This is a genomic window from Nocardia sp. NPDC059177 (assembly GCF_042755165.1).
GTDB lineage: Bacteria > Actinomycetota > Actinomycetes > Mycobacteriales > Mycobacteriaceae > Nocardia.
Map to the genome: position 1 here is coordinate 195,759 of NZ_JBHZBX010000001.1, position 24,319 is coordinate 220,077.

Here is a 24,319-nt window from a genome sequence, read left to right on the forward strand (position 1 = left end):
GCGCTGGTTGCACGCGCTCACCTGAGAACGTGTCGACCGGACCGTGCCGGCGATGCCAGGGGTCGTGGGAGTGCGTGCTCGCGGTATTCGGCCGGGGTGAACCCGGTCTGGTCGCGGAACAGCCGATAGAAGTTTCGGGTACCCGTGAATCCACAGGCCCGGGCGACCGATTCGACGGTCCGCTCCGGCGCGGCGATCAGCAATTCGCAGGCCCGCTCGATACGCAGCCGGCGTAGCAGCGCGATCGGGCCGCCATCGATGTCGGACAGCAACCGGAAGAGCTTGCGCCGCGACAGCTGACACGCGCGGGAGATGGCCTCGGCGTCGAGCCGTGGATCAGCGAGGTTTTCGTGCAGGAACGTGATCACCGCCTCGCGTTCGAGGGCGAGGGTGGCTTGTTCGGCTGGACGCTGTTGGCTGGTCAGCGCGATACCGGCGCCGAGCAGTTCGATCCCGGCGTCGAACAACGCCACCGACTGCAATGATTGCGCCGGCAGGGTGATCAGGTTCCGGAAAAAGGTGGAGATGAGGCGCCCGTGCCCGGTCGAGTCGATCTTGATCGCGGCCGGGAATCGGCTCTCGTCCACACCCGACGCGGCGATGACCCGGTCTCGGGGCACGCTGATCAGCAGGCACTTGAAGTCGGTCATGTGGCAACGCTGGGCCCGGCTGCCGTCGCCGAGATACATCGCCCCGGCGGGTGCGTGCAGGTCGAGGCCACCGGCGCTGACATCGATGCTGCCGTTCAGGATCAGTCCGGCGATCAAGGTGTCGGCGCCGGACCTGGCGACGTGATGGGGCCGGCGGCGAGTCACGTTCGTCGTGGCTTCCATCATCGTGATCGTCATCGGTTTCGCAGTGATGTATGGAGTCAGCACCGCCCGGAATGGTTCGTCGACGATCCGGTCGGCCGCACACGGCGCGACCGACTCGCTCATCAGCGCCGACCACACTGCGAAGGCTTCGCTCGCGGGAACATGGTCGGTCGACACCGCCGGCCCGCCTACGATCACCTCGCTACTGTCCATGACAGATCATTTTGACAGCACCCGAACCGCGCTCACCGACACCACGCCCGACCAGCGGGATAAGCGGACGACCCGGCCCGATCCACTACGAGCCAGTGCCCTGAACAGCTATCGCGCCGACGAGGCCAGGAGATCGTCGATGCCCTGGAGGAAGGTGTCGGCGATCGGGGTGGGGTCGGTCAGGCAGCCGGCGGCCATGGCGCCGTCGCGGAGCATGACGAAATGGCGGGCGGCGGGGGTCGGGTCGGCAGCGGGGAGGTCGGTGAGGATGTCGGTGATGGTGTCGAGGAACCACTGGCGGTGGGCGAGGACGGCTCGGTGGACGGGGTGGTCGGGGGCCGGGTATTCGGCGGCCGCGTTGAGGAAGGCACAGCCGCGAAAAGTGGCGTTCTGGAGGTCATCGGCGATCGATCGGGCGATGGCGCGCAGGGCGTCCGCGGCGGAGGCGTTGCCGGTGCGCGCGGCGGCGACTTTTGCGCGCATGGCCTCGTCGACCTGGGTGAGGTAGGCGACGACGAGGTCGTCTTTGCTCGGGAAATGGCGGTAGAGGGTCGCGCGGGTGACCTGGGCGGTGGCGATGATGCGGTCGATGCCGACGGCGTGGAGCCCTTCGGCGTAGAACAGGCCGATCGCCGTGCCGAGCAGCCGGTCTCGCGCTTCCGACATCCGATGTCCTCTCGATTTCCGTTGCTTCGAGGCTAGCAGACAGAACGATCGGTCTTGACAAGCGCCGAGACGGCGACCCACACTCAAAGAGACCGATCGTTCTATCTCTCTCGCGAAGGATGACCCGATGTCCACCTCCCTCGATACCCGCCCCGCCGACGACCTGCGCACCCTGTACTACGCCCGCTTCGGATTCGCCGTCGTCTGGGCAGGCCTGGTCGCGCTGACAGCACCGACGCAACCCACCCTCGCCATCGCCGCACTCCTGGTGCTCTACCCCCTGTTCGACGTGGCCGCGGCCGTGATCGACCTGCGAACCTCGGGTCCGACCGGCCCGCGCGGCCCCCTCTACCTCAACATGGTGGTGAGCACTCTGGCCGCGCTCGGCATCGGAATTGCTTGCACCGCAGGCATTCCCGACGTCCTGTGGGTCTGGGGACTCTGGGCGATCACCGCGGGCATCGTGCAACTGATCGTCGCGATCCTGCGCTACCGGCTCGGCGGGCAGTGGGCGATGATCCTCAGCGGCGGGATCTCGACAGCGGCCGGTGCGGGATTCCTCCTGCAGGCCGGTGGCGAGAACCCGTCACTCGGCGTCCTCGCCGGCTACGCGACGCTCGGTGGGATCTTCTTCCTGGTCTCGGCGATCCGGCTGCACCGCGCCAGCCGGTAGCGCCGGGTCAGCAGGCGGCGGAGTCGGTGACTGTTCCGGTGGCTCGATCCCAGGTGACGCAGCCGCCGGTGAAGTCGCTGCGTTTGCCGCCGGGGATGTCGTATTCGTCGGTGGTCGGGTAGCCGAGGTAGGAGCGTTCCCAGCCGAGGGAGGCCCAGCGGTCGCGGATGCGGCCGTTGACGCCGTGCGGGCCGGTCTGTGGGCTCCAGTAGATCGAGGCGCCCTGCCAGTCGTCGCCGGTGAAGTGGTTGTACCAGCCGTTCTCCAGGCTCATCGTGTTGGTGGTCGGCCAGCCGTAACGGCCTGTCTCCCAACCGGAATCGGCCCATTTCTGGTGAATGCCGTAGCCGCCCTGACCGTATCCGTGCACCCAGTACGCGGATTCACCGGGACGCCAGTAGATCGACGCCTCCGGGGTGGTGCCGCCGCGGCTGAAATGGTTGTAGCGGCCGTCGAATTCGGCGGTCGGGCATTCGTCGGTGATCGGGACGCCGGTCGCCCGGTGCCCGCCCGCGTTCCACATGGTCGACTGGATCAGGCCGTGTACCTCGTGCACGCCGGTGTCGGCGCGCGAGTACAGGATGCCCGGTCCTTCCGGCGGGCCCGCGTAGTTGCGCAGGAAGACCCCGCCCTCCTCGCTCTCGCGCTCAGGGCCGACGGGGGCGCCGAGCAGATTCCGCAGGGCCGGGTCACTGTTGTAGCGGTCGTCGATGGCCGACCCGGCCGCGAAGGTCTGCGCCGAGGTGGTGACCGAGCACATCGGCCACCCGTACTGGGCCGACGCGGGCCCCACCGACAGCGGGAACACGCCCGCCGCGATCAGCGCGGCGATGCCCGCGCCCACCCCTACCCGACGTCCACCGTGACGAAATATCTGCATGACGCGCTCCCCTGTTCGGATCTTGTCCATGCCAGTTCGGCCGGGGAGCGGACACGGTTACCGGACCTGCGCAATCGTTACGCGACTCGGTACGCCGTTATCAGCTCGAAATGTGCTGTCGGCGTTCGCTTCCCGCGTCGGCGCCGGGCCGGGCGGCATCGTCGAGGACAGCGCGCAGCCGCGCCGCGAACGCTTCGGGCTGACCGGCGTAGCCGAACTCGTCGTCGACGAATCCGCCGTGATGACTCGGGAAGACCGTCGCCTGCTGCCCGAGCAGCGCGGCCATCGACTCCGCGGTGCGACCGGTCTCCAGACCGAGCGACTCCTCGCCGACGGCGACGACGATGCGCGTCGGCGCGGCGGTCAGCGCGGCGACATCGGGACGGTAGTCGCTGACCGCCCAGGACGCGTCCGAGAGCAGCGGGTCGTCGCGGGTGCCGTCGTCGTCGGTGGGCAACCCGAACAGGGCGGGATCGGCGGGTGGCTGGGCAAAGAATTCGTCGGTGAACTCGCCCTGCCAGGAGGTCATCGCGATGAACGCCGCCATCCCGGCGCCGAAGCCCCCGCCCTGGTAGGCGTCGTACACGGCCGTGCGCGCCCGGTCGGCGGCGGCCGCGTCGGGGAGCACGGTGAGCAGCGGCGGCTCGTGCGCCACCAGGGTCGTCACGGCGCCGGGATGGGTGGCCACCAGCGCGAGCGCGGTGATCGCGCCGCCGCTGCTGGCGAACATCTCGACCGGGCCGGTGCCGAGCGCGGTGAGGATCGCGTGGATGTCGGTGACCTGCGCGGCCGGGGTGTGGTCGGTGCGGCCGTCCTTGCGGACGCTGCGGCCGAGTCCACGCGGGTCGTAGGTGATCACGGTGCGGTCGGGGAAGTAGGACACCAGCGCGCGGAATCCGCTCGCGTCCATCGGCTGGCCGATCAGCATCAGCGGCGGGCGGCCGTCCGCGGTGGGCAGCGGGCCGTGCAGGTCGTAGGTGAGGTCGGCGCCGTCGGTGTCGAGTACATGAGTGGTCATATCGGTGTAGACGGCTCGGCAGTGTGAAGTTCATCGCCCGCCGGGGTGCGGCCGGCCGGATCCGGCCATGAAATGATTTCGTTATCTACAGGGCTACGCGATAGTAGGAGTGACAGCAGTGAAGTTGATCGGTGTGATCGGTGGCGGCACCATGGGTGCCGGAATCGCGGAAGTCTGCGCGAAGGCGGGCAGCGAGGTGCTGGTGCTCGAGACCAAGCCGGAGTACGCCGAGGCCGCGCAGCAGCGCATCGCCGGCTCGATCGGCCGTGGTGTCACCCGCGGCAAGATCACCCAGGAGCAGGCCGACGAGGTGCTCGCGCGGGTGCGCGTCACCCTCGACATCGAGGAGTTCGCCGACCGTGACCTGGTGATCGAGGCCGCGCCGGAGATCGAAGCGGTGAAGTACGAGATCTTCGGCAAGCTCGACAAGATCGTCAAGCCCGAGGGCATCCTCGCCACCAACACCTCGTCGATCCCGGTGATCAAGGTGGCCGGCGCCACCGAGCGCCCGGAGCGCGTGGTCGGTGTGCACTTCTTCAACCCGGTTCCGGTGATGCCGCTGGTCGAGATCATCTCGACCCTGGTGACCGCGCCGGAAGCGGCCGCGGCCGTGACCGACTACGCCAAGAACACCCTCGGCAAGCTGACCGTGCAGGCCGGTGACCGCTCGGGCTTCATCGTCAACGCCCTGCTCATCCCCTACCTGTGTTCGGCGATCCGGATGCTGGAGTCCGGCTACGCCACCGCCGAGGACATCGACGCGGCCATGAAGGGCGGCTGCGGCTACCCGATGGGCCCGCTGACCCTGCTCGACACCGTCGGCCTCGATATCGCGCTGGCCGCCGCGGAGTCGCTCTACGCCGAGTTCGCCGAGCCGCACTACGCCCCGCCGGCCCTGTTGCGCCGGATGGTCGACGCGGGCCGCCTGGGCCGCAAGTCCGGCCGCGGGTTCTACGACTACGCGAAGTGAGCACTGCCCGTGGGAGCCGCCGGACGGCTCCCACGGGGATCACGCCGGAGTCAGGTGACCACCGGGGGTGGGGAAGAAGCCGACGTCGATGTAGTGATCGAAGTAGCGGCTGATGACGGTGGCGTCGACGGCGGGGAACTCGATCGGCAGGCCACGGAAGATCTCCTGGGGGCCGGCATCCGCTTCGACCGCGGTGAGGACCGTCGCGGGGGTCGCCTGGGCGAGGACCGCGGCGTAGTTGCCGCTCAGGGCCGACGCCCTGGCCAGGATCGGGTCGGCGCCGGGGAGTTCGGCGGCGGTGGTGAGGGCCAGGCCGAATTCGAAGGGGTCGATGAACTCGAAGCGGTAGTCGCGGCGCCGGATCTCCTCGTAGACCAGCTGCAACGGCACCTGTGAGCCGGCGGCCCGGTAGATGTTGCCGATCGCGCCACCGCGCAGGGACTGGCCGACGATGCCGGCCGCCACCTGATCCACCGGCGCCATCTCGACGCCGATCGCGCGGACGTCGACCGCGACGCCGAGCACGAGCATGGCGCGCAGCATGGTCCACCACGCGTCCTCGGCCGGGGCCGCGCCGGTGCGGGAGTCGCCGGTGATCAGGCCGGGGCGATAGACCGCGATCGGGATGCCGCGCTCGATCGCGGCGTGGACGAGCTGTTCGGCGACCCATTTGGTCATGGCGTAGCCCGGCAATCCGCCGGGGATGCCGCTGTCCTGCGGGATGCCGGCCAGTACCGACAGCGTCGAGACGTAATGGATCGGCTTGACGCGGGTGGTGGTCGCCAGCCGCAGTACCTCGGTGGTGCCGCCGACATTGGCCGCGCGCATCCGGCCGTACGGTTCGAGATGGTTGACCAGCGCGCCATTGTGATAGATCGCGTCGATCCCGGCGGCCAGCTCGGCGAAACGCGCGGGGTCGATGCCGAGGCCGGGACGGGCCAGATCGCCGGGGACACCGACGAGGCGGTGGCGGGACCCGGTGAGATCGATGCCGTATTTCGCGGCCGTGGTGACGACCCGGTCGACCGCGCTCGCGTCGTCGCTCGCCCGGACCAGGCAGTGGATGGTCGCACCGGTGCGGGCAAGCAGTTCACGCAGCAGGAAGCTGCCCAGGAAGCCGGTCGCGCCGGTGAGCAGGATCGTCGCGGGCTCGCCGAGATGCCCTGGGGCACAACCGGTGAGCTCGATCGAGGGATCGAGGACGAGGTCGGCCGCGGGATCGGGCCCGGTCGCCGAGGCCGAGGACTCGTCGCGCACGGCCAGCGCCAGATCGCTGACCAGCGGATAGCTGAACAGCAGACGCAACGGCACCTCGGTGCCGAGCCGGTCGGCGAGCGCGGCGCGCACCCGGATGGCCGAGAGCGAGGTGCCGCCGAGCACGAAGAAGTCGTCGTCGCGGCCGACCCGGTCCAGTTCGAGGATGCGCGCGAACACCTCGGCCACGACCTCCTCGTCGGGGGTGGCCGGGGCGGTGTAGGCGCGGACCTCCTGAGTGGGGGTGGGCAGCGCCTTGCGGTCGAGCTTGCCGGTGGCGCCGAGCGGGAACTCGTCGAGCACCAGCAGCCGATGCGGAATCATGTACGGGGGCAGCAGGTTTCGTACCGCGACCAGCACGTCGGCCACGTCGACGACCTGGTTCGCGCTCGGCGTGACATACCCGACGAGCTGCTCGTGCCGCACCGCGACCGCCGCGCCGGCGACCGCCGGATGCGTGCGCAGCGCGGCCTCGATCTCGCCGGGCTCGATGCGCAGGCCGTGCAGTTTGAGCTGCACATCGGTGCGGCCCAGGTAGGTCAGCGCACCGGTGCCGAGCCTGCGCACCAGGTCGCCGGTGCGGTACATGCGCCCGCCGGCGGGCCCGTACGGGTCGGCGACGAACCGCTCGGTGGTCTTGTCCGGGTTGCCGAGATAGCCGCGTGCCAGCTGGGTGCCCGCCAGATACAGCTCGCCGGGCGTGCCGACCGGCACCGGTTGCAGCCGCGCGTCGAGGACGTAGGCGCGAGAGTTCCAGTGCGGGTGACCGATCGGGACGATGCCGTCGCCCACCTCGGTGACGTCGGCGGCGGTGATCGACACGGTGGCCTCGGTCGGGCCGTACAGGTTGTGCAGGCGACCCGCGGTGGCGGTGGTGAACCGGCGGACGGTCGCGTTCGGCAGCGCCTCGCCACCGACCCACACCGCGCGGATCGACCGCAGCGCGTCCACCGGTGCGGCCTCCAGGAGCATCTGCAGCACCGACGGCACGATGGTGGTGCCGGTGACGCGATGCCGGGCGACGAGCCCGGCCAGGTAGGCCGGGTCGGTGAGGCCGTGCGCGGCGGCCACGATCATGTGGGCCCCCGCGCGCAGCGGGGTGGCGAAACCGATCATCGAGGCGTCGAAGGTGAACGGAATCGACTGCAGCACAACATCGGCGGCACCGACGGCGTACTCCCCCACCATGAACGCGGCCTGGTTGACCAGCGCCGCGTGCGGCACCCCGACGCCCTTGGGTTTGCCGGTCGAGCCGGAGGTGAAGATCACGTACGCCAGGTCGAGGGGGCGCAGCGGCCGCAGCCGGTCGGCGTCGGTGAGCCAGGCCGGCGAGAAGGCCGACAGCGCACCGGAATTCGCGACCAGATCGACCGAGATCACCGGCAGGTCAGCGACCTCGACGGTATCGGCGACGGTGGTCAGCACGCAGGCAGGCGAGGCGACGGACAGAATGTCGGCGCGCCGTTCGGCCGGGGAATCCGGATCGATCGGTACGTACGCGCCACCGGCGGCGAATACCGCGTACATGGCGACGACCAGCTCGATCGAGGGCCGGATCGCCACCCCGACAGTGCCGCCGGGGCCGACGCCGGTGGCGACGAGCAGCCGGGCCAGCCGGTTGACCCGGTCGGCCAGCTGCGCGAAGGTCAGGGTGGTCTCGGCGAAAGTGACCGCCGGCGCGTCCGGATGGCGCAGCGACTGCACCCGGAATTCGTCCAGCACAGTCGAATCCGGCACCAGGCGCACCTCGCCTGCCGGTTCGACACGCTCGGACTCGGTGCGCAGGGGCAGGTCGCCGACGGGCTGCCCCGGTGCGGCGACGGCCGCGGCGAGCAGGCCGGCCAGGCGCAGGCCGAGGGTGGCCATGGTCGGCTCGTCGAACAGGTCGGTGGCGTAGCGCCAGGAGCAGCGCAGCCCGGCGGGGCCGTCGGCGTCGGTCACCGGGACGACGGTGAGCTGCAGGTCGGTCGGGGCGACCTCGTCACCCAGCTCGACCGCGGCGACGACCAGATCGGGCAGTTCCAGCCGGGCGCCGCCGAAGTTCTGGAACGACAGCGCCACCTGATACAGCGGGTGATGGGCCTGCGAACGCGGCGGATCCAGTTCGGCGACAAGGCGTTCGAACGGCACGTCCGCGTGCGCGAAGGCGGCCAGGTCGGTGTCGCGGACCCGGTCGAGCAGGGCGGTGAACGGTTCGGCGGGGTCGATGCGGGTGCGCAGCACGACGGTGTTGACGAACATGCCGACGAGGTCGTCGAGTTCGGGCTCACCGCGCCCGGCGACCGGGGCGCCCACGGTGACGTCGTCGGTGCCGGCGAGCCGGGCCAGCAGCACCGACAGCGCCGCCCGCACCACCATGAACAGCGACGCGTTGTGTTCGCGCGCAAGGGTTTCCAGGCCGCGATGCAAGGCCGCGTCGAGCACGAAGTGGTGCGCCGCGCCCCGGCTGCCCGCCACCGGCGGACGCGGCCGATCGGTCGGCAGCTCCAGCAGGGCCGGGGCACCGGCGAGTTCGTCGCGCCAGAAGGCGAGCTGCTGGGCCAGCAGCGACGTGGAGTCCTCGGCCGCACCGAGCACGTCCTGCTGCCACAGCGTGTAGTCGGCGTACTGCACCGGCAGGGGCACCCAGTCCGGGGCGGTGCCGCTGGTGCGCGCGATGTAGGCGGTCATCAGGTCGCGGGTGAGCGGGCCGAGGGAGAAGCCGTCGGTGGCGATGTGATGCACGACGACCGCGAGCACGTGCTCGGTGGGGGCGAGCTGGAACAGGGCCGCGCGCACCGGAACTCGCGTGCACACGTCGAATCCGCCGACGGTCAGCCGGGCCAGTTCGGTACGCAGGTCCGGCTCGCGGATCGGCGTGACCGACACGTCGAGACCGGCCTCGGCGACGGGCAGTACCCGCTGCTGACCCACGCCGTCGATCTCGGGGTAGACCGTGCGCAGCACTTCGTGCCGGTCGAGGACGTCGTCGAGGGCCGCGGTCAGCGCGGCGGCGTCGAGCGGGCCGGACAGGCGAAGGGCGACGGGGATGTTGTAGGCGCTGGAGGCGGGGTCCAGGCGCGCCATGAACCACATGCGCTGCTGGGCGAGCGAGAGCGGAACCAGCGGGCCGCGCGCGCGGCGGGTCAGCGGAATCCGTGCCGAGGCGGCGCCGGCGAGCTCGTCGAGCGCGGCCGCCAGTCGCGCCACCGTGCCGTGTTCGAAGACAGCGCGGGCGGGCACCCGGACATCGGTGAGCGCGCCGAGGCGCCCGGCCAGCCGGGTGGCGAGCAGGGAGTTGCCGCCGAGGGCGAAGAAGTCGTCGTCGCGGCCGATCTCCGCCGCGCCGAGCAGCTCGGCGAACACCGTGGCGACGGATTCCTCGGTGCCGGTGCGCGGCGCCGCGAACGCGCGCGCGGCGAGTTCGGGTGCGGGCAGCGCACGCTGGTCGAGTTTGCCGACCGGGGTCAGCGGCAACCGCTCGATGACCACGATCGCGGCGGGCACGGCGTGTTGCGGCAGGCGCTGCTCGGCGCGGCGGGTCAGCGCCGCCGGGTCGGCGGTCGCGCCCGGCGCGGGCACCACGTAGGCGACCAGCGCGTCGGCGCCACTGGGCAGGGTGCGGATCAGGGTGGTCGCCGAGCGCACGGTGTCGTCGGCGGCCAGGACCGCGTCGATCTCGCCGAGTTCGATGCGGAAGCCACGCAGTTTGACCTGCGCGTCGGTGCGGCCGAGGAAGGCCAGCGCGCGGGCGCCGTCGGCGGCGTTCTCCCATTTCACCAGGTCACCGGTGCGGTAGAGCCGTCCGCCGGTGACCGGGTCGGCGACGAAACGCGCGGCGGTGAGCCCGGCGCGCGCGTGATAGCCACGCGCCAGGCCGGGACCGGACAAATACAGCTCGCCGGGCACCCGGTCGGGCACCGGGCGCAGCCGGGCGTCGAGGACCAGCGCGGACATGCCGGGGATCGGGCCGCCGATGGTGATCAGGTCACCGGGGGTCAGCGGGTCGCTGATCGAGGCCGCGACGGTGGTCTCGGTGGGGCCGTAGAGGTTGTAGAAGCGGCGGCCGGTCGACCAGCGGGCGATCAGATCGGGCGGGCAGGCCTCGCCGCCGACGACGATCGCGGCCAGGTCCGGCAGCGCCGATCCGTCGACGCCGGCCAGGGCGGCGGGGGTGATGAAGGCGTGGGTCACCCGTTCGGCGCGCAGCAGCTCGGCCAGTTCGTCGCCGCCGTAGATGTCGGGTGCGACGACGACCATGGTCGAGCTAGCGCCGACGGCCAGCAGCAGTTCGAGAATGCTGGCGTCGAAGCTGGGCGAGGCGAAGTGCAGGGTGCGGGCGGCGCCGGTGATGCCGAAGCGGCGGATCTGTTCGGCGCACAGCCCGGCCAGGCCGGTGTGGGTGACGGCGACGCCCTTGGGGACGCCGGTCGAGCCGGAGGTGTAGATGAGGTAGGCGATGTCGTCGGGGTAGAGCCTGCGGGTGCGGTCACCCGCGACCACCGGCGCGTCCGACAGCGTGGCGAGTTCGGCGGCGCACTCGGCCGAATCCAGTGCCAGCCAGCGCAATCCGGCGTCCAGGCGGGCCGCGTCGGCGGCGGTGGCCACGCCGAAACCGGCGCCGGAGTCGGCGAGCATGTGCGCGATGCGCTCGGCGGGGTAGCGCGGGTCCACCGGGACGAACGCGGCGCCGGTCTTGGCGACCGCCCACACCGCGATGATCGCCTCGGCCGAGCGGGTCAGCGCCAGCACCACCCGGTCGCCGGGGCCGACACCGCGGGCGAGCAGCAGCCGGGCCAATTGCGATGAGCGCTGGTCGAGTTCGGTGTAGGTGAGGTCGTGGCCGTCGGCGCGCAGCGCGGGTGCGTCGGGTGCCCGCTCCACCGCGGCCATCAGCAATCGGGGCAGGGTGGACACCGGCGATCGGCGCGCACGCCGGCCGGCCGGGGGACGTACGCCAGAAACTTGCTCGGTCACGGGTAGTCGCTCCCCTTCACCTCGGATCGCTGCCGCGATCGCACCGCTCGAACGCCGCCTGGACTCTCGACTACCCCGGTATCGAGAAATTCCCGCGTGACGGTACAGCAAATATGACATCAATCCCCGCCCCAGCGGAAATCCGAGGGTTTGAAGCTACCCCTCTGTGGGTATAGCCGACTGCCCAGTTTGTTGAATACGCCATACGCAGGGGATTCGCACACCACACACCGACCCGGTGAACGCGAATGTTTCACATTTCGCCGAGCCGGCAGCGACGGTCGCCGACCAGCACATCCGCAGCGAAAGGTGGGTCACCTACGCGACATGCCGGGGGTCGCGACCGCGACCCCCGGCATGTACAAAACGAACATAACTGGTTACCGGCGGGTAGCCAAGACCGGTCGGCGAACCGGAGCCTGCTCCCCCTTCGACGGGTCCTGCACGCGCGTGCGGCCGGACTCGATCCATTCGGTGTCGCGCAGACCGTGCCGCGACCGATCGGCGCCCCGCACCGCCGCCTCGCAACGCCGCGCCAGCTCCCGCCGATCGGTCCCCGGCCACTCCTGCGGCTCGAGCACGATCTCCACCACCATGCCCTTGCTGCGCAGCACCCGCTTGGCCGAATCACCGAAGGTGTCGGTACCGACGAAACCCGGGACGGTGCACGGTGTTCCGTGTTCGTCGAGGTAGCGCAGCCGCACCGGCTGGACCGGGGTCCCGGTGTCGATCGCGGCCTGGAACATGGCCGGGCGCAGCGAGCCGTAGGCGCGGCCGCACCAGGTGGTGCCCTCCGGGAAGACCGCGATCCGGTTCCCCTCGCGCAGCCGCCCGGCGACCTGCTCGACCACCCCGGGCAGTTCCCGCAGCCGCGCCCGCTCGATCGGGATCACCCGGGTGAGCCTGGCCAGCTTGCCCAGCACCGGCCAGTCGACCATGTCGGCCCTGGCGACGAAACCGACCGGCTGCACCGCGGCCAGGGCGACCACATCGGCCCAGCCGATGTGCCCGGCCACCACCAGCACCGGGGTGCCCGCGTCACCGAAACCGGCCGTCGACGCGCCCTCGGCGGGTGTGTGCCGGTTGTCGACCACGCGCAACCGCATCCCCAGACAGCTCAGCGCGGCACGGGCGTAACGGCGCTGCAGGTGCTCGCGGCGCGACTTCGGGGTCGCCACGGTCAGCACGGGAAAGCTCAGGACCAGCCCGACGACCCCGGCCAGCCGGGCGAGGGTCCGGGCGGTGCCGACTTCATCGATCGGCTCGATGCAGCCGGGCCCACAGGGGCTCGACGGCATCCACGAATGCGAGGCGGTGGCGGGCGGCGCGTCGAACACCATGGCGGTTACTTCCCGTCGAGATTGGCGGCCGCGCTCTGCAGCCGCTCCAGGTACCGGGTGTTGATGGTTTCCATACCGAGCAGGGCGACGAAGTCGGCGACCGCGAAATCGGGGTCGTGGGCCGGTTCGCCGCAGATCTCGGCGCCCAGGCGCAGGTAGCCGCGTAACAGCGGCGGCAGCTTCGGGCGGCTCGGGGCGGGCAGTTCGTCGAGGGACAGCCCGTCGACCACGACCGGCCGGTGCGGGTGCACGCGACGCTCGGGATCGCTGGCGTGGCGGCCGAGCAGCAGGTCGCGCACGCCGCGCACATTGACTCCGGCCGGGTCCTGCGGGGTGTCGCGCATCGGCACCGAGACGCACCCCATCACCCAGTCGTAGCCGGTGAGCTGGATGTAGTGCAGGATGCCCGCCCACATCAGGGTGAGCACCGAGCCGTTGCGGTGATCGGGCACCACGCAGGCCCGGCCCATCTCGACGATGCGGTGCCCGGCGGGATCGAGTTGGGTCAGGTCGAATTCGGTGGCGGTGTAGTACCCGCCCGCCGCGGCGACCTTGTCCGGCGGCAGCATGCGGTAGCAGCCGACGAACTGCTGGGTGAGTTCGTCACGCACCAGCAGGTGATCGCAGTGTTCGTCGAAACGGTCCGCGTCGCGGCCGGTGCCGTCGTCGGGGATGACGAAGCCCGGCTCGTTGGCGAACACCTGATAGCGCAGACGCTGCGCGGCCTCCCGGTGCTCGGCGTCGGACGCCACCACCAGTGCGTACTGAGACTTTTCCACCCCTGTGCCCGTCGAACGAACGGGCGACGACAGTACTGACGTAACGGTCATACCGCTGATGAAGCCAGCCCGAATCGGCATCGGGCTGACCGCGAAGTGTCGCGGCGATGCCGGTTCGGTGAACGAGACCTCGGTCACACCGACCGTTCACCGAACCGCCGCGAAACGTTCGCCGACCTGCGGTCTTACCGTCGAACAGCACCACGAGGCGAGGTTCCGGTGACCCAGGAATTCCGGGCAGGCGATCGGCTCCGCGCGCGCGGGTGCCGGACTAGGTTCTCCGAGTGCGGCATCGTCGCCGCGCCAGGGCAGCACGTGCCCGAGGATCGAGAGGTACCCCCATGAGGAAGTTCGCCGTCATCGTCTGCGCGGTCGCCGCGCTCGGCGCCGTCGCAGGCCCCGCCACCGCCACACCCACCGGAGTCGCCGTGGCCAACTCGGGCTCGGACTCGATGTCTTCCGACATCAATATGGGGTCGTCCAAGCTGCTGCTCGACTTCCTCGACCTGTTCTGCATCGGGAGCTACGCGTCCCCGGACGAGTGCGGGATGTAGACACCGCGACGGCCCGCCGAGAGGCGGGCCGTTTTCGTTACCGGATCATGCTGCGCGGGGCAAGGATTCGGGCTCCTGCGCGGCGGCCTCCTTGCGCATGTCAACGAAACCGGGCCTGCCGGTGCCGAGGAAGGCGACCAGCCACGAGGCGACGGCCGCGAACCGGTTGCGGAAGCCGACCAGGTAGAGCAGGTGCACGGCCAGCCACATACCCCAGGCGATGGTGCCGCGGAAGCTGACGCGGTCGTTGAGCTTGACCACCGCGCTGAACCGGCTGATCACCGCCATGCTGCCCTTGTCCCAGTAGACGAAGGGGGTGCCCGCGTCCTTCTTGCGCCGGATGATGTCGGCGGCGTGGCGACCCTCCTGCATGGCCACCGGCGACTGACCGGGGTAGCCGTTGAGCGAGGTCATGTCGCCGATGGCGTAGATGTCGGCGTGGCCGCCGACGGTCAGGTCGGGGTTGATCAGCAGCCGGCCGGCGCGGTCGGTCTCGGCACCGGTGGCCTCGGCCAGCAGCGCCGCGAACCCGCCGACCTGCACGCCCGCCGACCACACCACGGTCTCGGCCGCGATGCCGCGCTCGATGCCCTCCTTGTCGCGGACGGTCACCTTGCCTTCCTCGATATCGGTGACGAAGGTGCCCAGCAGCACCTCGACACCGCTGCCGGTCAGCGACTTCTTCGCGTACTCCGAGAGCCCGCCGCCGAACGGGGGCAGCACCTCGCCCGCGCCCTCGACCAGGGTCACCGACACCGCCTGGTGGAAGTGCCGCTTGGCGAGTTCCTTGATCTGGCCCGCGACCTCGACACCGGTCGCGCCCGCGCCGACGACCACGAAGCTGAGCAGTTTGCGCCGGGTCACCTCGTCGACGTTCTCGGCCTCGGCGAAGACCCGGGCGATCTGGGCGCGTAGCCGTTCGGCGTCGTCGATGGTCTTGAGCGAGAAGGTCTTGTCGGCGAAGTCGTCGCGGCCGAAGTAGCTCTGGCTGGCGCCGGTCGCGGCGATCAGCGAACCGTAGCGGATCTGCCGGGTGCCCTCGGCGGTCTCGTAGGTGAGGACCGCGGCGTCGGCGTCGATCCCGGTGACCTTGCCGAGCCGGACGTCGGCGCCGGGGTAGCGGCGCAGTACGTTCTTGATCGGCGGGGCGATCTCGTCGGCGGCGAGCACACCGGTCGCCACCTGGTAGAGCAGCGGCTGGAACAGGTGCTCGGGCGTGCTCGAGATCAGGACGTAGTCGATTCGTGACTTTGCCAGCTGCTTGGCCGCGGCCAGGCCACCGAAGCCCGAGCCGACGATGACGACATCAGTGTGTTCCATGATCACGCGCTCCAAGATCGGGTAATGAATCCTTTCCTATGAGTAAACGCGATGCGGAACGAAGATGTTTCCGGTGCCTGGGCGCATAATAAAGATGACTCTTATCTGTATCACTCATCAATGGGAGGTAACCTCGTGGAACTCCGCCAATTGGCGTACTTCGTCGCGGTGTGCGAGGAGCTCAGTTTCAGCCGCGCGGCCAACCGGTGCTTCATCTCCCAGTCCGCGATCAGCCACCAGATCGCGAGACTGGAACGTGATCTAGGCGCCCAGTTGTTCGAGCGCACCACCCGCGCCGTCGTCCCCACCGACGCGACGATGCGGCTGCTGCCACTGGCCAAGCAGATGCTGAGTCTGGAGTCGGCCATCCGCGCCGCCGTGCGCACCACCGGACCGCGCGTGCGCCTGGCCGCGAACATGTCCTTCGCCGCGCCCGCGCTCTCGGCGATCGCCGCCGCCCGCGCCGCCCATCCCGACGCCGAGATCGAGTACGTCATCAAACCGTTCCGGCAGCGGATCAATGCCGTCGCCGACGGTGACTGCGACCTGGCGCTGATCCGCGGCAGCGTGGAACAGCCCGGCCTGGCGGTCGAACAGCTGTGGGTGGAGGACCTGGTGATCGCCATCTCCAGCAGTCATCCGCTGGCCGAACGCGGCGCGGTCACCCTCGCCGACCTGGCCCCCTACCCGCTGCTGTTACCCCCCGAACAGGAGCAGGTGCTGCTGCACACGCTCATCCGTACGGCCTTCGCCGACCTGCCCACCGGCCCCACCTTCGGCCCGCCGATCCCCCCGGACCACACCGCCACCATGGAGCTGCTCAACCGGCCCGAGTCCTGGACGATCCTCTACGAGGGCCCCACCAAGGGCCTGCTCACCCTCGACCTCACCGACCACCGGCTCCGCATCCCGGTCTCGGCGGTACTGCGTGAGGAGGCGCGGCAGAACACGATCGTGAATACGCTGCTGGACGCGTTGCGGCGGCGGTGAGGCCGGTGGGCCGCCCTGGCGTGCGCGGACTCGCCGGCTCGGCACCGGCCAGGCCCGCGATGTGCGCCTCCCTCGCCGGCGCGATAGGTGCGCACGCCCGCGGCTATCGCCAGCGACTGTCGCGCAAGGCTTTTCGGTAGCGGATCCAGCGACCGGTCGACGAGGATCCCGCACCGGCGACCAGCGCGGCGGCCAGGACGAACACCGCGGCCCCGATCACGGTGCCGATGTAGGCCTGCTCAGCCGTCGCGGCCAGGACCGCGATGAGGGCGATGCCGCCGATGAGGAGGGCGGTGATGATCGACATGACCCGGCCCGCGGTGCGTGCGCACAGCAGCAGAACGCCACCGCCGCCGGTGAAGGCCACCACCACGATGAGGACCGCGATCGCGACCAGCGACCCGGTCAGGTCCTCGCCTCTGGCACTCTCCTTGATTGTTTCGGTGATGCCGTAGATCAGGAAGACCAGGATCCCCAGGCTGATCAGCAAAGTCACGACGCCGGTGAAGATCGCGCCACCCTTGGACGGTTCGGGTCCCAGCGGTGCCTGCTGCCAAGGATTCCCGGCCCGTCGTGGATCTGCCACCGGCGCACCGTATCCCCACCGCTGGGGTTGCGGTTGTTCGCCGGAGCCGTACCACTGTCGGCCGGGGGGAACGGAGCCGTACCGCTGCTGGGCCGGGTTCCCCGCACCGGGCCACTGCGGCGGCTGCCCGTATTCACCGGAACCGTGTGCGCGCGGGGCGGACTCACCGGCACCGTACCGCTGCTGCGCGGGATCACCCGGCCGATGCTGGACATGCTCGCCCGAATCGGGTCGCGGCTGAGCGGGATCGGTCCAGGATTGCAGCACCGTCGGCGCGGCGATATGCCTGCCTTCCAAGGCATCCCGGACAGCGTCGGTGAATTCTGTTGCGCTGGTGAAACGTTCGTCGCGGCGTTTGGCCATCGCGCGCGCGATCACCGAGTCGAGGGCGGGTGGCAGGTCCGGCCTGGTCGTGGTGAGGCGCGGTACCGGCTGGGAGAGGTGACCCATCACCGCCTGGCCGGGATTGGTCGAAGCGTAGGGCGGGTGGCCCGCGTACATCGCGAACAGGGTGCAGGCCAGCGAATACTGATCGCTGCGGTGGTCGACCACCTCCCCGGAGAGTTGTTCGGGCGAGGCGTAGGCGATGGTGGCGGTGAAGGTACCGGTCGCGGTGAGCTGGGTCGTCGCGGTGGTCACGCGGGCGATGCCGAAATCGGTGAGGACCGCGCGCTGCTCCAGACCCCGGTCGGCGTCGGCGATCAGGATGTTGCCGGGCTTCACATCACGATGCAGGATGCCGTGCTGGTTGGCGTAGTCGAGCGCGGTGGCGGTCTCCCCGATCAACCGCGCGGTGACACCGGGCTCGTGCCCCCGCGAATCCCAGGTGGCGGCGTCGGTGCCACGGATGAACTGCATAGCGATCCACAGATAGCCGTCGTCACTACCCCGGTCGAACACGCCGACGATGCCCGGATGGTCCAGCTGCGCAACGACATCGGCCTCCTGCTCGAAGCGCCGCTGCAGCTCCGGATCACCGGAGAACTCGCGATTGAGCAGCTTCAACGCCACACTGCGCGGCAACCGGGGATGCCCGGCGAGATACACCGTCCCCATACCGCCCTGGCCGAGCACCCGTTCCAGTCGATACCCGGCGAAACTCGCCCCCGATTCCAGCACGATCAATTCCTTCCGTCCCCCGGTTCACAGGCCGACGTTACCCGCCGCACCACGCTCAGACGAACCCCTTCTCGACGAGCTCGAACCCGTCGGCCCGGACCCGGTGCCGCCACCGGCGATGCGGCGGCACCAGCTCTCGACGATCAGTTCGTCGGTGGCAACGGACCACCAGCGGGGTACGGAATCGGCTCTCGACTCACAGATCGAACGCACGGCGCAACGGAAGTCGCCCGCGTGACGCCACCGAGGCAGGGCGCGGGTCCGGTCGGTCAGGCGAAGGGCAGGTCGGCGAGGGCGTAGGCGACGGCGGTGTGCAGGGCGAGCATGGCTGGGTCGTCGTCTTCGATCGCCCAGGCGATCTCCTCGACGGTGCGGAGCAGGGCCCAGGCGCGGGCGCGGGTGGGGTCGACGGCGAGTGCGGTGGCGGTCGCGGCGGTGACGGTCGTGGCGTGGTCGCGGGTGGGGGTGGACTGGACCTGGATCATCACCAGGAAGCCGGCGTCGAAGGCGGCCTCGCCGAGGCAGGGTTTCGGGTCGATCAGCAGCCATGGTTCGCGTTCGGCGGCAAGGATATTGCCGAGATGGGTGTCGCGGTTGACGATCAGCAGGGGACCGTCCGGGGTGGCCAGCTCGGTGCACCAGTGTTCCACCAGCTCACGCAGCGGAGCCGAGATCAGCTCGGCCAGCTGAGGATTCGTGTCGTCGAGCCGTTTGCGCAGTCCTGTGACGAGATCGGTGGCGGCGGGCAGCGGCGGATAGCCCTCGGGCACAGTGGTCGCCGGTCGGCGCAGCCGCCGGTAGAGCGCGCACGCGAGCGCCACCTTCTCGGCGTTCTCCGGATGGCCCTCCAGGCTCGGAAACCCTGGCTGGGTCAGCAATTCGGTCCCCGGCCGCGCCCACTCCAGCAGCAGCGCCCCGCTCGCGCGATCGAAGTCGAGCAACCGCACGGCGCCGTCACCGTCGTAGGCGTGCAGCGCCGTGGCCTCGGCGAGGTTCTCCTCGTCGACCATCGGCACCTTCAGCACCGCCGCCGTTCCGTCAGCCCGCCACGCCGCCGCGACATAGGCGTGTGTCCCACCCGCGAACGGCGCCGAGAATTCCCGCAACCCCCACCGTCGCGCCAAGCCGGCCACCACCTCGGGCAGCTCCTCGATCCACCGCTCCCCCGCCACGCCGAACACCGTCCGCACGGTGTCCTCGACCTCAGCGGGCAACACCACCGGAAAGCGCCCCAACGACATCCCCCCACCCTGCCGACCCCACCGGACCCCGTCAACCATCCCGCAAACCCATTCGACAGGCGAACGACCCGGCGCGAGAATCCCCCGTGACCACTGGACCGGCCAGGGAACTGCCGGCCCTGATCACCCCGTGACGGCGGTCGCCGACCTGCGGTGCCGTATCCAGCGGCCGGTCGACGGTGCGGCCGCGCAGCCGATGACCAGTCCGCCGAGCACCGACACCACCACCATCGCGACAGCACCGAGGTAGATCTGCTCGATGAGCGCGGCGGCGATGGCCATCAGCGCGTACAGCTCGCCGGGGATCATGATGACGAAGGTCATTATCCGGCCGGCTCGCGTGCCCCGCAGCATCAGCAGTCCGGCGCCGAATCCGAAAGCGCCCGCACCATATATGAGCGCGATGCCGAGGGCGTTGCCCTCGGTACTGAGCCCGTCGCGATCGGCCTGGAGGGTCAGATAGGTGGCGAACAGCGCCACGCTCAGCAGCACCAGACCGACCACCAGCGCGCCGATGCCGGCGATTGTCGCTGTCACCTTCGACGGTGCCCGCGGCGGCTGCCACGGCTGAGCGAACGCGGCGGGAGCGAGCCGCGGATCGGCCACCGGGACAGCCGATCCCGGCTGCGGCCACCCGGGCTCGGGCGCTGCGGGACGGTACATCGGCGCCTGCGGTGGCACCAGTGCCTGCGGTGCAACCGGCGCCGCCTGTGCCGACCACGGCTGCCGCACGGTCGGCGCCGACACGTGCCTGCCCTCGAGCGCGCCCTGGACGGCCTCGGCGAATTCCGTCGAACTGGCGAATCGTTCGTCGCGCCGCTTCGCCATCGCCCGCGCGAGGACGCCGTCGAGCGCGACGGGCAGATCGGATCGCACCGAGGTCAGCCGTGGCACCGGTTGGGACAGATGACCGGCCACCACCTGGCCGGGATTGGTCGCGGTGAAGGGCGGGTGCCCGGCGTACATCGCGAACAGGGTGCAGGCGAGGGAGTACTGGTCGCTGTAGTGGTCGACGATCTCCCCGGAGAGCTGTTCGGGAGAGGCATAGGCGAGGGTCGCGGTGAAAGTGCCCGTCGCGGTGAGCTGGGTGTTGGCGGTCGCGACCCGCGCGATGCCGAAATCGGTGAGCACCGCGCGCTGTTCGAGGCCACGATCGGGATCGGCGATCAGGATATTGCCCGGCTTGACGTCACGGTGCAGGACGCCGCGCTGGTTGGCGAAGTCCAGGGCCGAGGCCGTCTCACCGATCAATCTCGCGGTGACCGCGGGCTGATACGCGCGCGAATCCCACACCGCGGCATCGGTACCGCGGATGAACTGCATCGCGATCCACAGATAGCCGTCGTCGCTGCCACGATCGAACACCCCGACGATGCCCGGATGCTCCAGCTGCGCAACGACATCGGCCTCGCGCTCGAACCGGCGCTGCAACTCCTGATCGGCCGAGAACTCACGATTGAGCAGTTTCAGCGCCACGCTGCGCGGCAGCCGAGGATGCTTGGCCAGATAGACCGTCCCCATCCCGCCTTGCCCCAGCACCCCTTCCACCTGATACCCGGCGAAACCGGCCCCCACCTCCAGCACAACCACTCCTCGCTGTCCGAATCGCAGTCGGTCACATTACCCGCCCCCGCGAGGTCCGGCCGAGTCGGCGGCGATGCCGTAGTCGGCGGTGGCGGAGACCAGCCCTAGACGAACCCTTCCTCGACGAGTTCGAACCCGTCCGGCCGGACTCGATGCCGCTGCCCCGATCCACCGGCCACCCGGCACCAGCTCGAGACGTCGAGTTCGTCCGCGCCGGCGACCAACTCGATCGCGAAACCTCCGTAGAAGCCTGGAATCGCCGCCCACATCGTCTCGTCGGGGTATTCGAGCAGCGGTGACAGCGGTGGCGGGCGGAAACCGCACGCCCGGCACAGGTCGAGCACCCGTCCCAGGATCACCGCGTGCAGCTGACATTCGAGCTGCGCCAGGACGGAGGCATCGACCTCGCGCACCAGCCTCGGCGTGAGCAACGCCGACAGCTGATCGTTGCCGCGCGCGGCCGCGACATCCGCGGCGGTGTCACCGTCGGCGGTCCGCAGTGTCCGCCACGCCCCGAGCTCGAGCAGCCGTTCGACAACGGGCTCCGGGGCACCGTGCCACGCGGCTTGGTGCAGCGGTGCGAATCCGGAACTCCCACCGACCCGCACCGTGTTGACGCTGCGTTCACGCGCGGCGACCTCGAATACGACGTCCCAGTCACCGGCCCGCGCCGCGTCGGCCAACCGATCCCGAGCAGCGATCCCCTTGTCGCTGAAGAACTTTCGCCGATACCATCCGCACCACACGACCTCCACCCGCACAGCGTAGCGGCGGAGAACTGGATGGGCTCAGAAAGCCAGTGCGGACCAGGGGATCTCGAGCGAGAAGGGATACGGGAAGGAAATGGCTGCCGCGGAGTCCGGTGTCCACTCGCCCGCCAGGAGGTAGTTCGCATTGCGCAGCGGACGCACGCCCGGCGGGATCTCGGCGTGACCGGTTTCGAGGATGTACACACGCAGGGCCGCGATGCCGGTGAGATCCCGTCGCAGCTCGACTTCCCAGTACGACGGAATGCCCGCACCCGCGTAGCGAGCCTTCTTCGCTTCGATCCCGGATGGCGTATTCGATGGCGACAGCACCTCACCGACCAGAACGCAATCGTCCGCGCGGACGTCGGCACCTGGCTCGAGGCAACGATGCACGAGGAAGTCCGGCGTCACGAAGTCGGATTTCCCGGTGTGGCCGAAGAAGACGTTCGTCTCCAGATTGACCCGCCAGCAGCGGTGCGGGTCCACAGCCCCCCGCTGTCGAGCGCAGCGTTCGAGCTCGTTGGTCAGGCGACGCATGGCCGTCTGATGTTCGCCCGGCCCCCGCCGCAACCAGACCACGCGCCCTTCCCACAGCTCGATCTGCGAGGCGATCTCTTCCGGCAGAGACTCCAATTCCTCCCAGGTCATCGACTCGGGAAGATCGGGGCGATCAACGCTCGGCATGGCCATGCCCTCATGCTACGCACCCACATCCAGCGCTTTACGCCGCAACTCACGCGACGGAAGCCGAACGGCCCGGCTCTCCGTGACGGAGAACCGGGCCGTTCGCACAGCGAAGAGACGTTGTCAGCCCTTGTGGGACTTGACGGCCTCCGTCAGCTGCGGGGCGACGTTGAACAGGTCGCCCACGATGCCGTAGTCGGCGATCTCGAAGATGGGAGCCTCTTCGTCCTTGTTGACCGCGACGATGGTCTTCGAGGTCTGCATGCCGGCGCGGTGCTGGATGGCGCCGGAGATGCCCAGGGCGATGTAGAGCTGCGGGGAGACCGTCTTGCCGGTCTGACCCACCTGGAACTGGCCCGGGTAGTAGCCCGAGTCGACCGCGGCACGCGAGGCGCCGACAGCGGCACCGAGCGAGTCGGCCAGCGCCTCGACGACCGAGAAGTTGTCGGCGGAACCGACACCACGGCCACCGGAGACGACGATGCTCGCCTCGGTGAGCTCCGGACGGTCGCCGCCCACGATCGGCTCGCGCGAGACGACCTTGACCACGCCCTCTTCCTGCGCGGGCACGGCCACGACGACCTGCTCGCCCGCACCGGCCTGCGCGGCGGCCTCGACGGCACCCGGACGCACCGAGATCACCGGCACGTCGCCGGTGGCCTTGGCGTCGACGGTGAACGCGCCACCGAAGATGGAGCCGGTGACCGAACCGTCGGCGTTGACGCCGATGACGTCGACGAGCAGACCGGAGCCGATGCGCGCGGCGAGGCGGCCCGACACCTCCTTGCCCTCGGCGGTGGCGGCGACCAGCACGGCGGCCGGGGCGGCAGCCTCGACCAGACCGGCGAGCACGTCGACCTTCGGGGTGACCAGGAAGCCCTCGACGTCGTCGGACTCGGCGACGTAGATCTTCTCGGCGCCCGCGGCGGCCAGCGCGGCGGCCAGCTTGTCGGCGGTCCCGGCCGGGCCGGTGACGACCGCGGCGGGCTCGCCCAGGGTGCGGGCGGCGGTGAGCAGTTCGGTGCTGACCTTCTTCACGGCACCGTCGGCGTGCTCGACGAGCACAAGTACTTCAGCCATTGTTCTTTCTCCTAGAAAATCGTGGCAGTCGGGGCCGGATCAGATGATCTTCTGACCGATGAGGTAAGTGGCGATCTGGTTGCCGCCCTCACCCTCGTCCGCGATCTTCTCGCCCGCGGTGCGGGCGGGCTTCGGGGTGGCGCCGGTGACCTGGGTGCCTGCGTTGGCGACGCCCACGGTCGACGGGTCGATGCCCAGATCGGCCAGGGTGAAGACCTGAACTTCCTTCTTCTTGGCGGCCATGATGCCCTTGAAGGAGGGGAAGCGCGGCTCGTTGATCTTCTCGGTGACCGAGACGATGGCGGGCAGCGACGCCTCGAGCTTGAACACGCCCTCGTCGGTCTCGCGCTCGCCGGTGATCTTCTCGCCGTCGACGGTCAGCTTGCGCAGGTGCGTCAGCTGCGGGATGCCCAGGTACTCGGCGATGATCGCAGGCACGGCACCCGCGCGACCGTCGGTGGCCTCGTTGCCGGCGATGACCAGCTCGACGCCCTCGACCTGGCCCAGCGCACCGGCCAGCACCCACGCGGTCTGCACGGCGTCGGAGCCGTGGATGGCCGGGTCGTTGATGTGGATGGCCTTGTCGGCACCCATGGACAGCGCCTTGCGGATGGCCTCGGTGGCGCGATCCGGACCGGCGGCCAGCACGGTGACCTCGCCGCCCTGGGCCTCCTTGATCAGCAGCGCTTCCTCGACGGCGCGCTCGTTGATCTCGTCGAGGACGGCGTCGGCGGCCTCGCGGTCGAGGGTGTAGTCACCATCGGTCAGCTTGCGCTCGGACCAGGTGTCGGGAACCTGCTTGATGAGTACGACGATGTTCGGCATCGGTCTTCGTCGACCTCCTTCTG

General features: G+C 70.0%; 19 protein-coding genes. 4 read left to right on the top strand and 15 right to left on the bottom strand.

Translation table 11 applies throughout. The features are described from left to right. Window positions 1-17: 17 nt before the first annotated feature. Entirely contained in the window at window positions 18-1,028 is a 1,011-nt protein-coding gene (locus ACFXK0_RS00920; protein ID WP_379407566.1) for a helix-turn-helix domain-containing protein, read from the bottom strand. Between the two features lie 108 nt (window positions 1,029-1,136). Next, a complete protein-coding gene (locus tag ACFXK0_RS00925) occupies window positions 1,137-1,694 on the bottom strand; it encodes a TetR/AcrR family transcriptional regulator (protein WP_379407567.1) in 558 nt (185 codons plus the stop codon). A 127-nt stretch (window positions 1,695-1,821) separates the two neighbouring features. Between ACFXK0_RS00925 and ACFXK0_RS00930 the strand changes: the two genes are divergently transcribed. Next, window positions 1,822-2,367: a hypothetical protein gene (locus ACFXK0_RS00930; RefSeq protein WP_379407568.1), complete on the top strand. Its 546-nt coding sequence runs from the start codon at window positions 1,822-1,824 to the stop codon at window positions 2,365-2,367. A gap of 7 nt (window positions 2,368-2,374) precedes the next feature. Here the strand turns inward: ACFXK0_RS00930 and ACFXK0_RS00935 are convergent, their stop codons facing one another. Beyond that, the gene (locus ACFXK0_RS00935; protein ID WP_379407569.1) at window positions 2,375-3,247 is read right to left on the bottom strand and encodes an LGFP repeat-containing protein; all 873 of its coding nucleotides are present in this window, start codon (window positions 3,245-3,247) and stop codon (window positions 2,375-2,377) included. A 100-nt stretch (window positions 3,248-3,347) separates the two neighbouring features. Beyond that, window positions 3,348-4,265, bottom strand: a complete 918-nt coding sequence (locus tag ACFXK0_RS00940; RefSeq protein WP_379407570.1) for an alpha/beta fold hydrolase — start codon at window positions 4,263-4,265, stop codon at window positions 3,348-3,350. Between the two features lie 118 nt (window positions 4,266-4,383). Between ACFXK0_RS00940 and ACFXK0_RS00945 the strand changes: the two genes are divergently transcribed. Beyond that, window positions 4,384-5,235, top strand: a complete 852-nt coding sequence (locus tag ACFXK0_RS00945) for a 3-hydroxybutyryl-CoA dehydrogenase (RefSeq protein ID WP_379407571.1) — start codon at window positions 4,384-4,386, stop codon at window positions 5,233-5,235. Window positions 5,236-5,274: 39 nt separating this feature from the next. Here the strand turns inward: ACFXK0_RS00945 and ACFXK0_RS00950 are convergent, their stop codons facing one another. The 3 genes from ACFXK0_RS00950 to ACFXK0_RS00960 form a co-directional block, all read right to left on the bottom strand. Next, window positions 5,275-11,385, bottom strand: coding sequence for an amino acid adenylation domain-containing protein (locus ACFXK0_RS00950; RefSeq protein ID WP_379407572.1), 6,111 nt, complete (start codon window positions 11,383-11,385; stop codon window positions 5,275-5,277). A 440-nt stretch (window positions 11,386-11,825) separates the two neighbouring features. After that, window positions 11,826-12,785 carry a lysophospholipid acyltransferase family protein gene (locus ACFXK0_RS00955; RefSeq protein WP_379407573.1) on the bottom strand — a complete coding sequence of 320 codons (960 nt, stop codon included), beginning with the start codon at window positions 12,783-12,785 and terminating at the stop codon, window positions 11,826-11,828. A gap of 5 nt (window positions 12,786-12,790) precedes the next feature. Continuing rightward, entirely contained in the window at window positions 12,791-13,615 is an 825-nt protein-coding gene (locus ACFXK0_RS00960; RefSeq protein WP_379407574.1) for a GNAT family N-acetyltransferase, read from the bottom strand. Window positions 13,616-13,905: 290 nt separating this feature from the next. Here ACFXK0_RS00960 and ACFXK0_RS00965 point away from each other — a divergent pair, with 290 nt between their 5' ends. After that, on the top strand, window positions 13,906-14,118 hold the full coding sequence (locus ACFXK0_RS00965) for a hypothetical protein (RefSeq protein ID WP_379407575.1): 213 nt from the start codon (window positions 13,906-13,908) through the stop codon (window positions 14,116-14,118). A 45-nt stretch (window positions 14,119-14,163) separates the two neighbouring features. Here ACFXK0_RS00965 and ACFXK0_RS00970 read toward each other — a convergent pair whose 3' ends face one another. After that, window positions 14,164-15,438: an NAD(P)/FAD-dependent oxidoreductase gene (locus tag ACFXK0_RS00970; RefSeq protein WP_379407576.1), complete on the bottom strand. Its 1,275-nt coding sequence runs from the start codon at window positions 15,436-15,438 to the stop codon at window positions 14,164-14,166. 135 nt (window positions 15,439-15,573) lie between these two features. Between ACFXK0_RS00970 and ACFXK0_RS00975 the strand changes: the two genes are divergently transcribed. Continuing rightward, on the top strand, window positions 15,574-16,428 hold the full coding sequence (locus ACFXK0_RS00975; protein ID WP_379408051.1) for a LysR family transcriptional regulator: 855 nt from the start codon (window positions 15,574-15,576) through the stop codon (window positions 16,426-16,428). A gap of 103 nt (window positions 16,429-16,531) precedes the next feature. Here ACFXK0_RS00975 and ACFXK0_RS00980 read toward each other — a convergent pair whose 3' ends face one another. The 7 genes from ACFXK0_RS00980 to ACFXK0_RS01010 form a co-directional block, all read right to left on the bottom strand. Further along, the gene (locus ACFXK0_RS00980; RefSeq protein ID WP_379407577.1) at window positions 16,532-18,133 is read right to left on the bottom strand and encodes a protein kinase; all 1,602 of its coding nucleotides are present in this window, start codon (window positions 18,131-18,133) and stop codon (window positions 16,532-16,534) included. A gap of 269 nt (window positions 18,134-18,402) precedes the next feature. After that, window positions 18,403-19,374, bottom strand: a complete 972-nt coding sequence (locus ACFXK0_RS00985) for an aminoglycoside phosphotransferase family protein (protein WP_379407578.1) — start codon at window positions 19,372-19,374, stop codon at window positions 18,403-18,405. Window positions 19,375-19,497: 123 nt separating this feature from the next. Next, a complete protein-coding gene (locus ACFXK0_RS00990; RefSeq protein ID WP_379407579.1) occupies window positions 19,498-20,958 on the bottom strand; it encodes a serine/threonine-protein kinase in 1,461 nt (486 codons plus the stop codon). A 104-nt stretch (window positions 20,959-21,062) separates the two neighbouring features. Continuing rightward, on the bottom strand, window positions 21,063-21,713 hold the full coding sequence (locus tag ACFXK0_RS00995; protein WP_379407580.1) for a hypothetical protein: 651 nt from the start codon (window positions 21,711-21,713) through the stop codon (window positions 21,063-21,065). A gap of 33 nt (window positions 21,714-21,746) precedes the next feature. After that, window positions 21,747-22,397 carry a Uma2 family endonuclease gene (locus ACFXK0_RS01000; RefSeq protein WP_379407581.1) on the bottom strand — a complete coding sequence of 217 codons (651 nt, stop codon included), beginning with the start codon at window positions 22,395-22,397 and terminating at the stop codon, window positions 21,747-21,749. Window positions 22,398-22,514: 117 nt separating this feature from the next. Continuing rightward, window positions 22,515-23,471 carry an electron transfer flavoprotein subunit alpha/FixB family protein gene (locus ACFXK0_RS01005; RefSeq protein ID WP_379407582.1) on the bottom strand — a complete coding sequence of 319 codons (957 nt, stop codon included), beginning with the start codon at window positions 23,469-23,471 and terminating at the stop codon, window positions 22,515-22,517. A 39-nt stretch (window positions 23,472-23,510) separates the two neighbouring features. Further along, window positions 23,511-24,296 carry an electron transfer flavoprotein subunit beta/FixA family protein gene (locus ACFXK0_RS01010; protein WP_379407583.1) on the bottom strand — a complete coding sequence of 262 codons (786 nt, stop codon included), beginning with the start codon at window positions 24,294-24,296 and terminating at the stop codon, window positions 23,511-23,513. Between the last annotated feature and the right edge of the window lie 23 nt (window positions 24,297-24,319).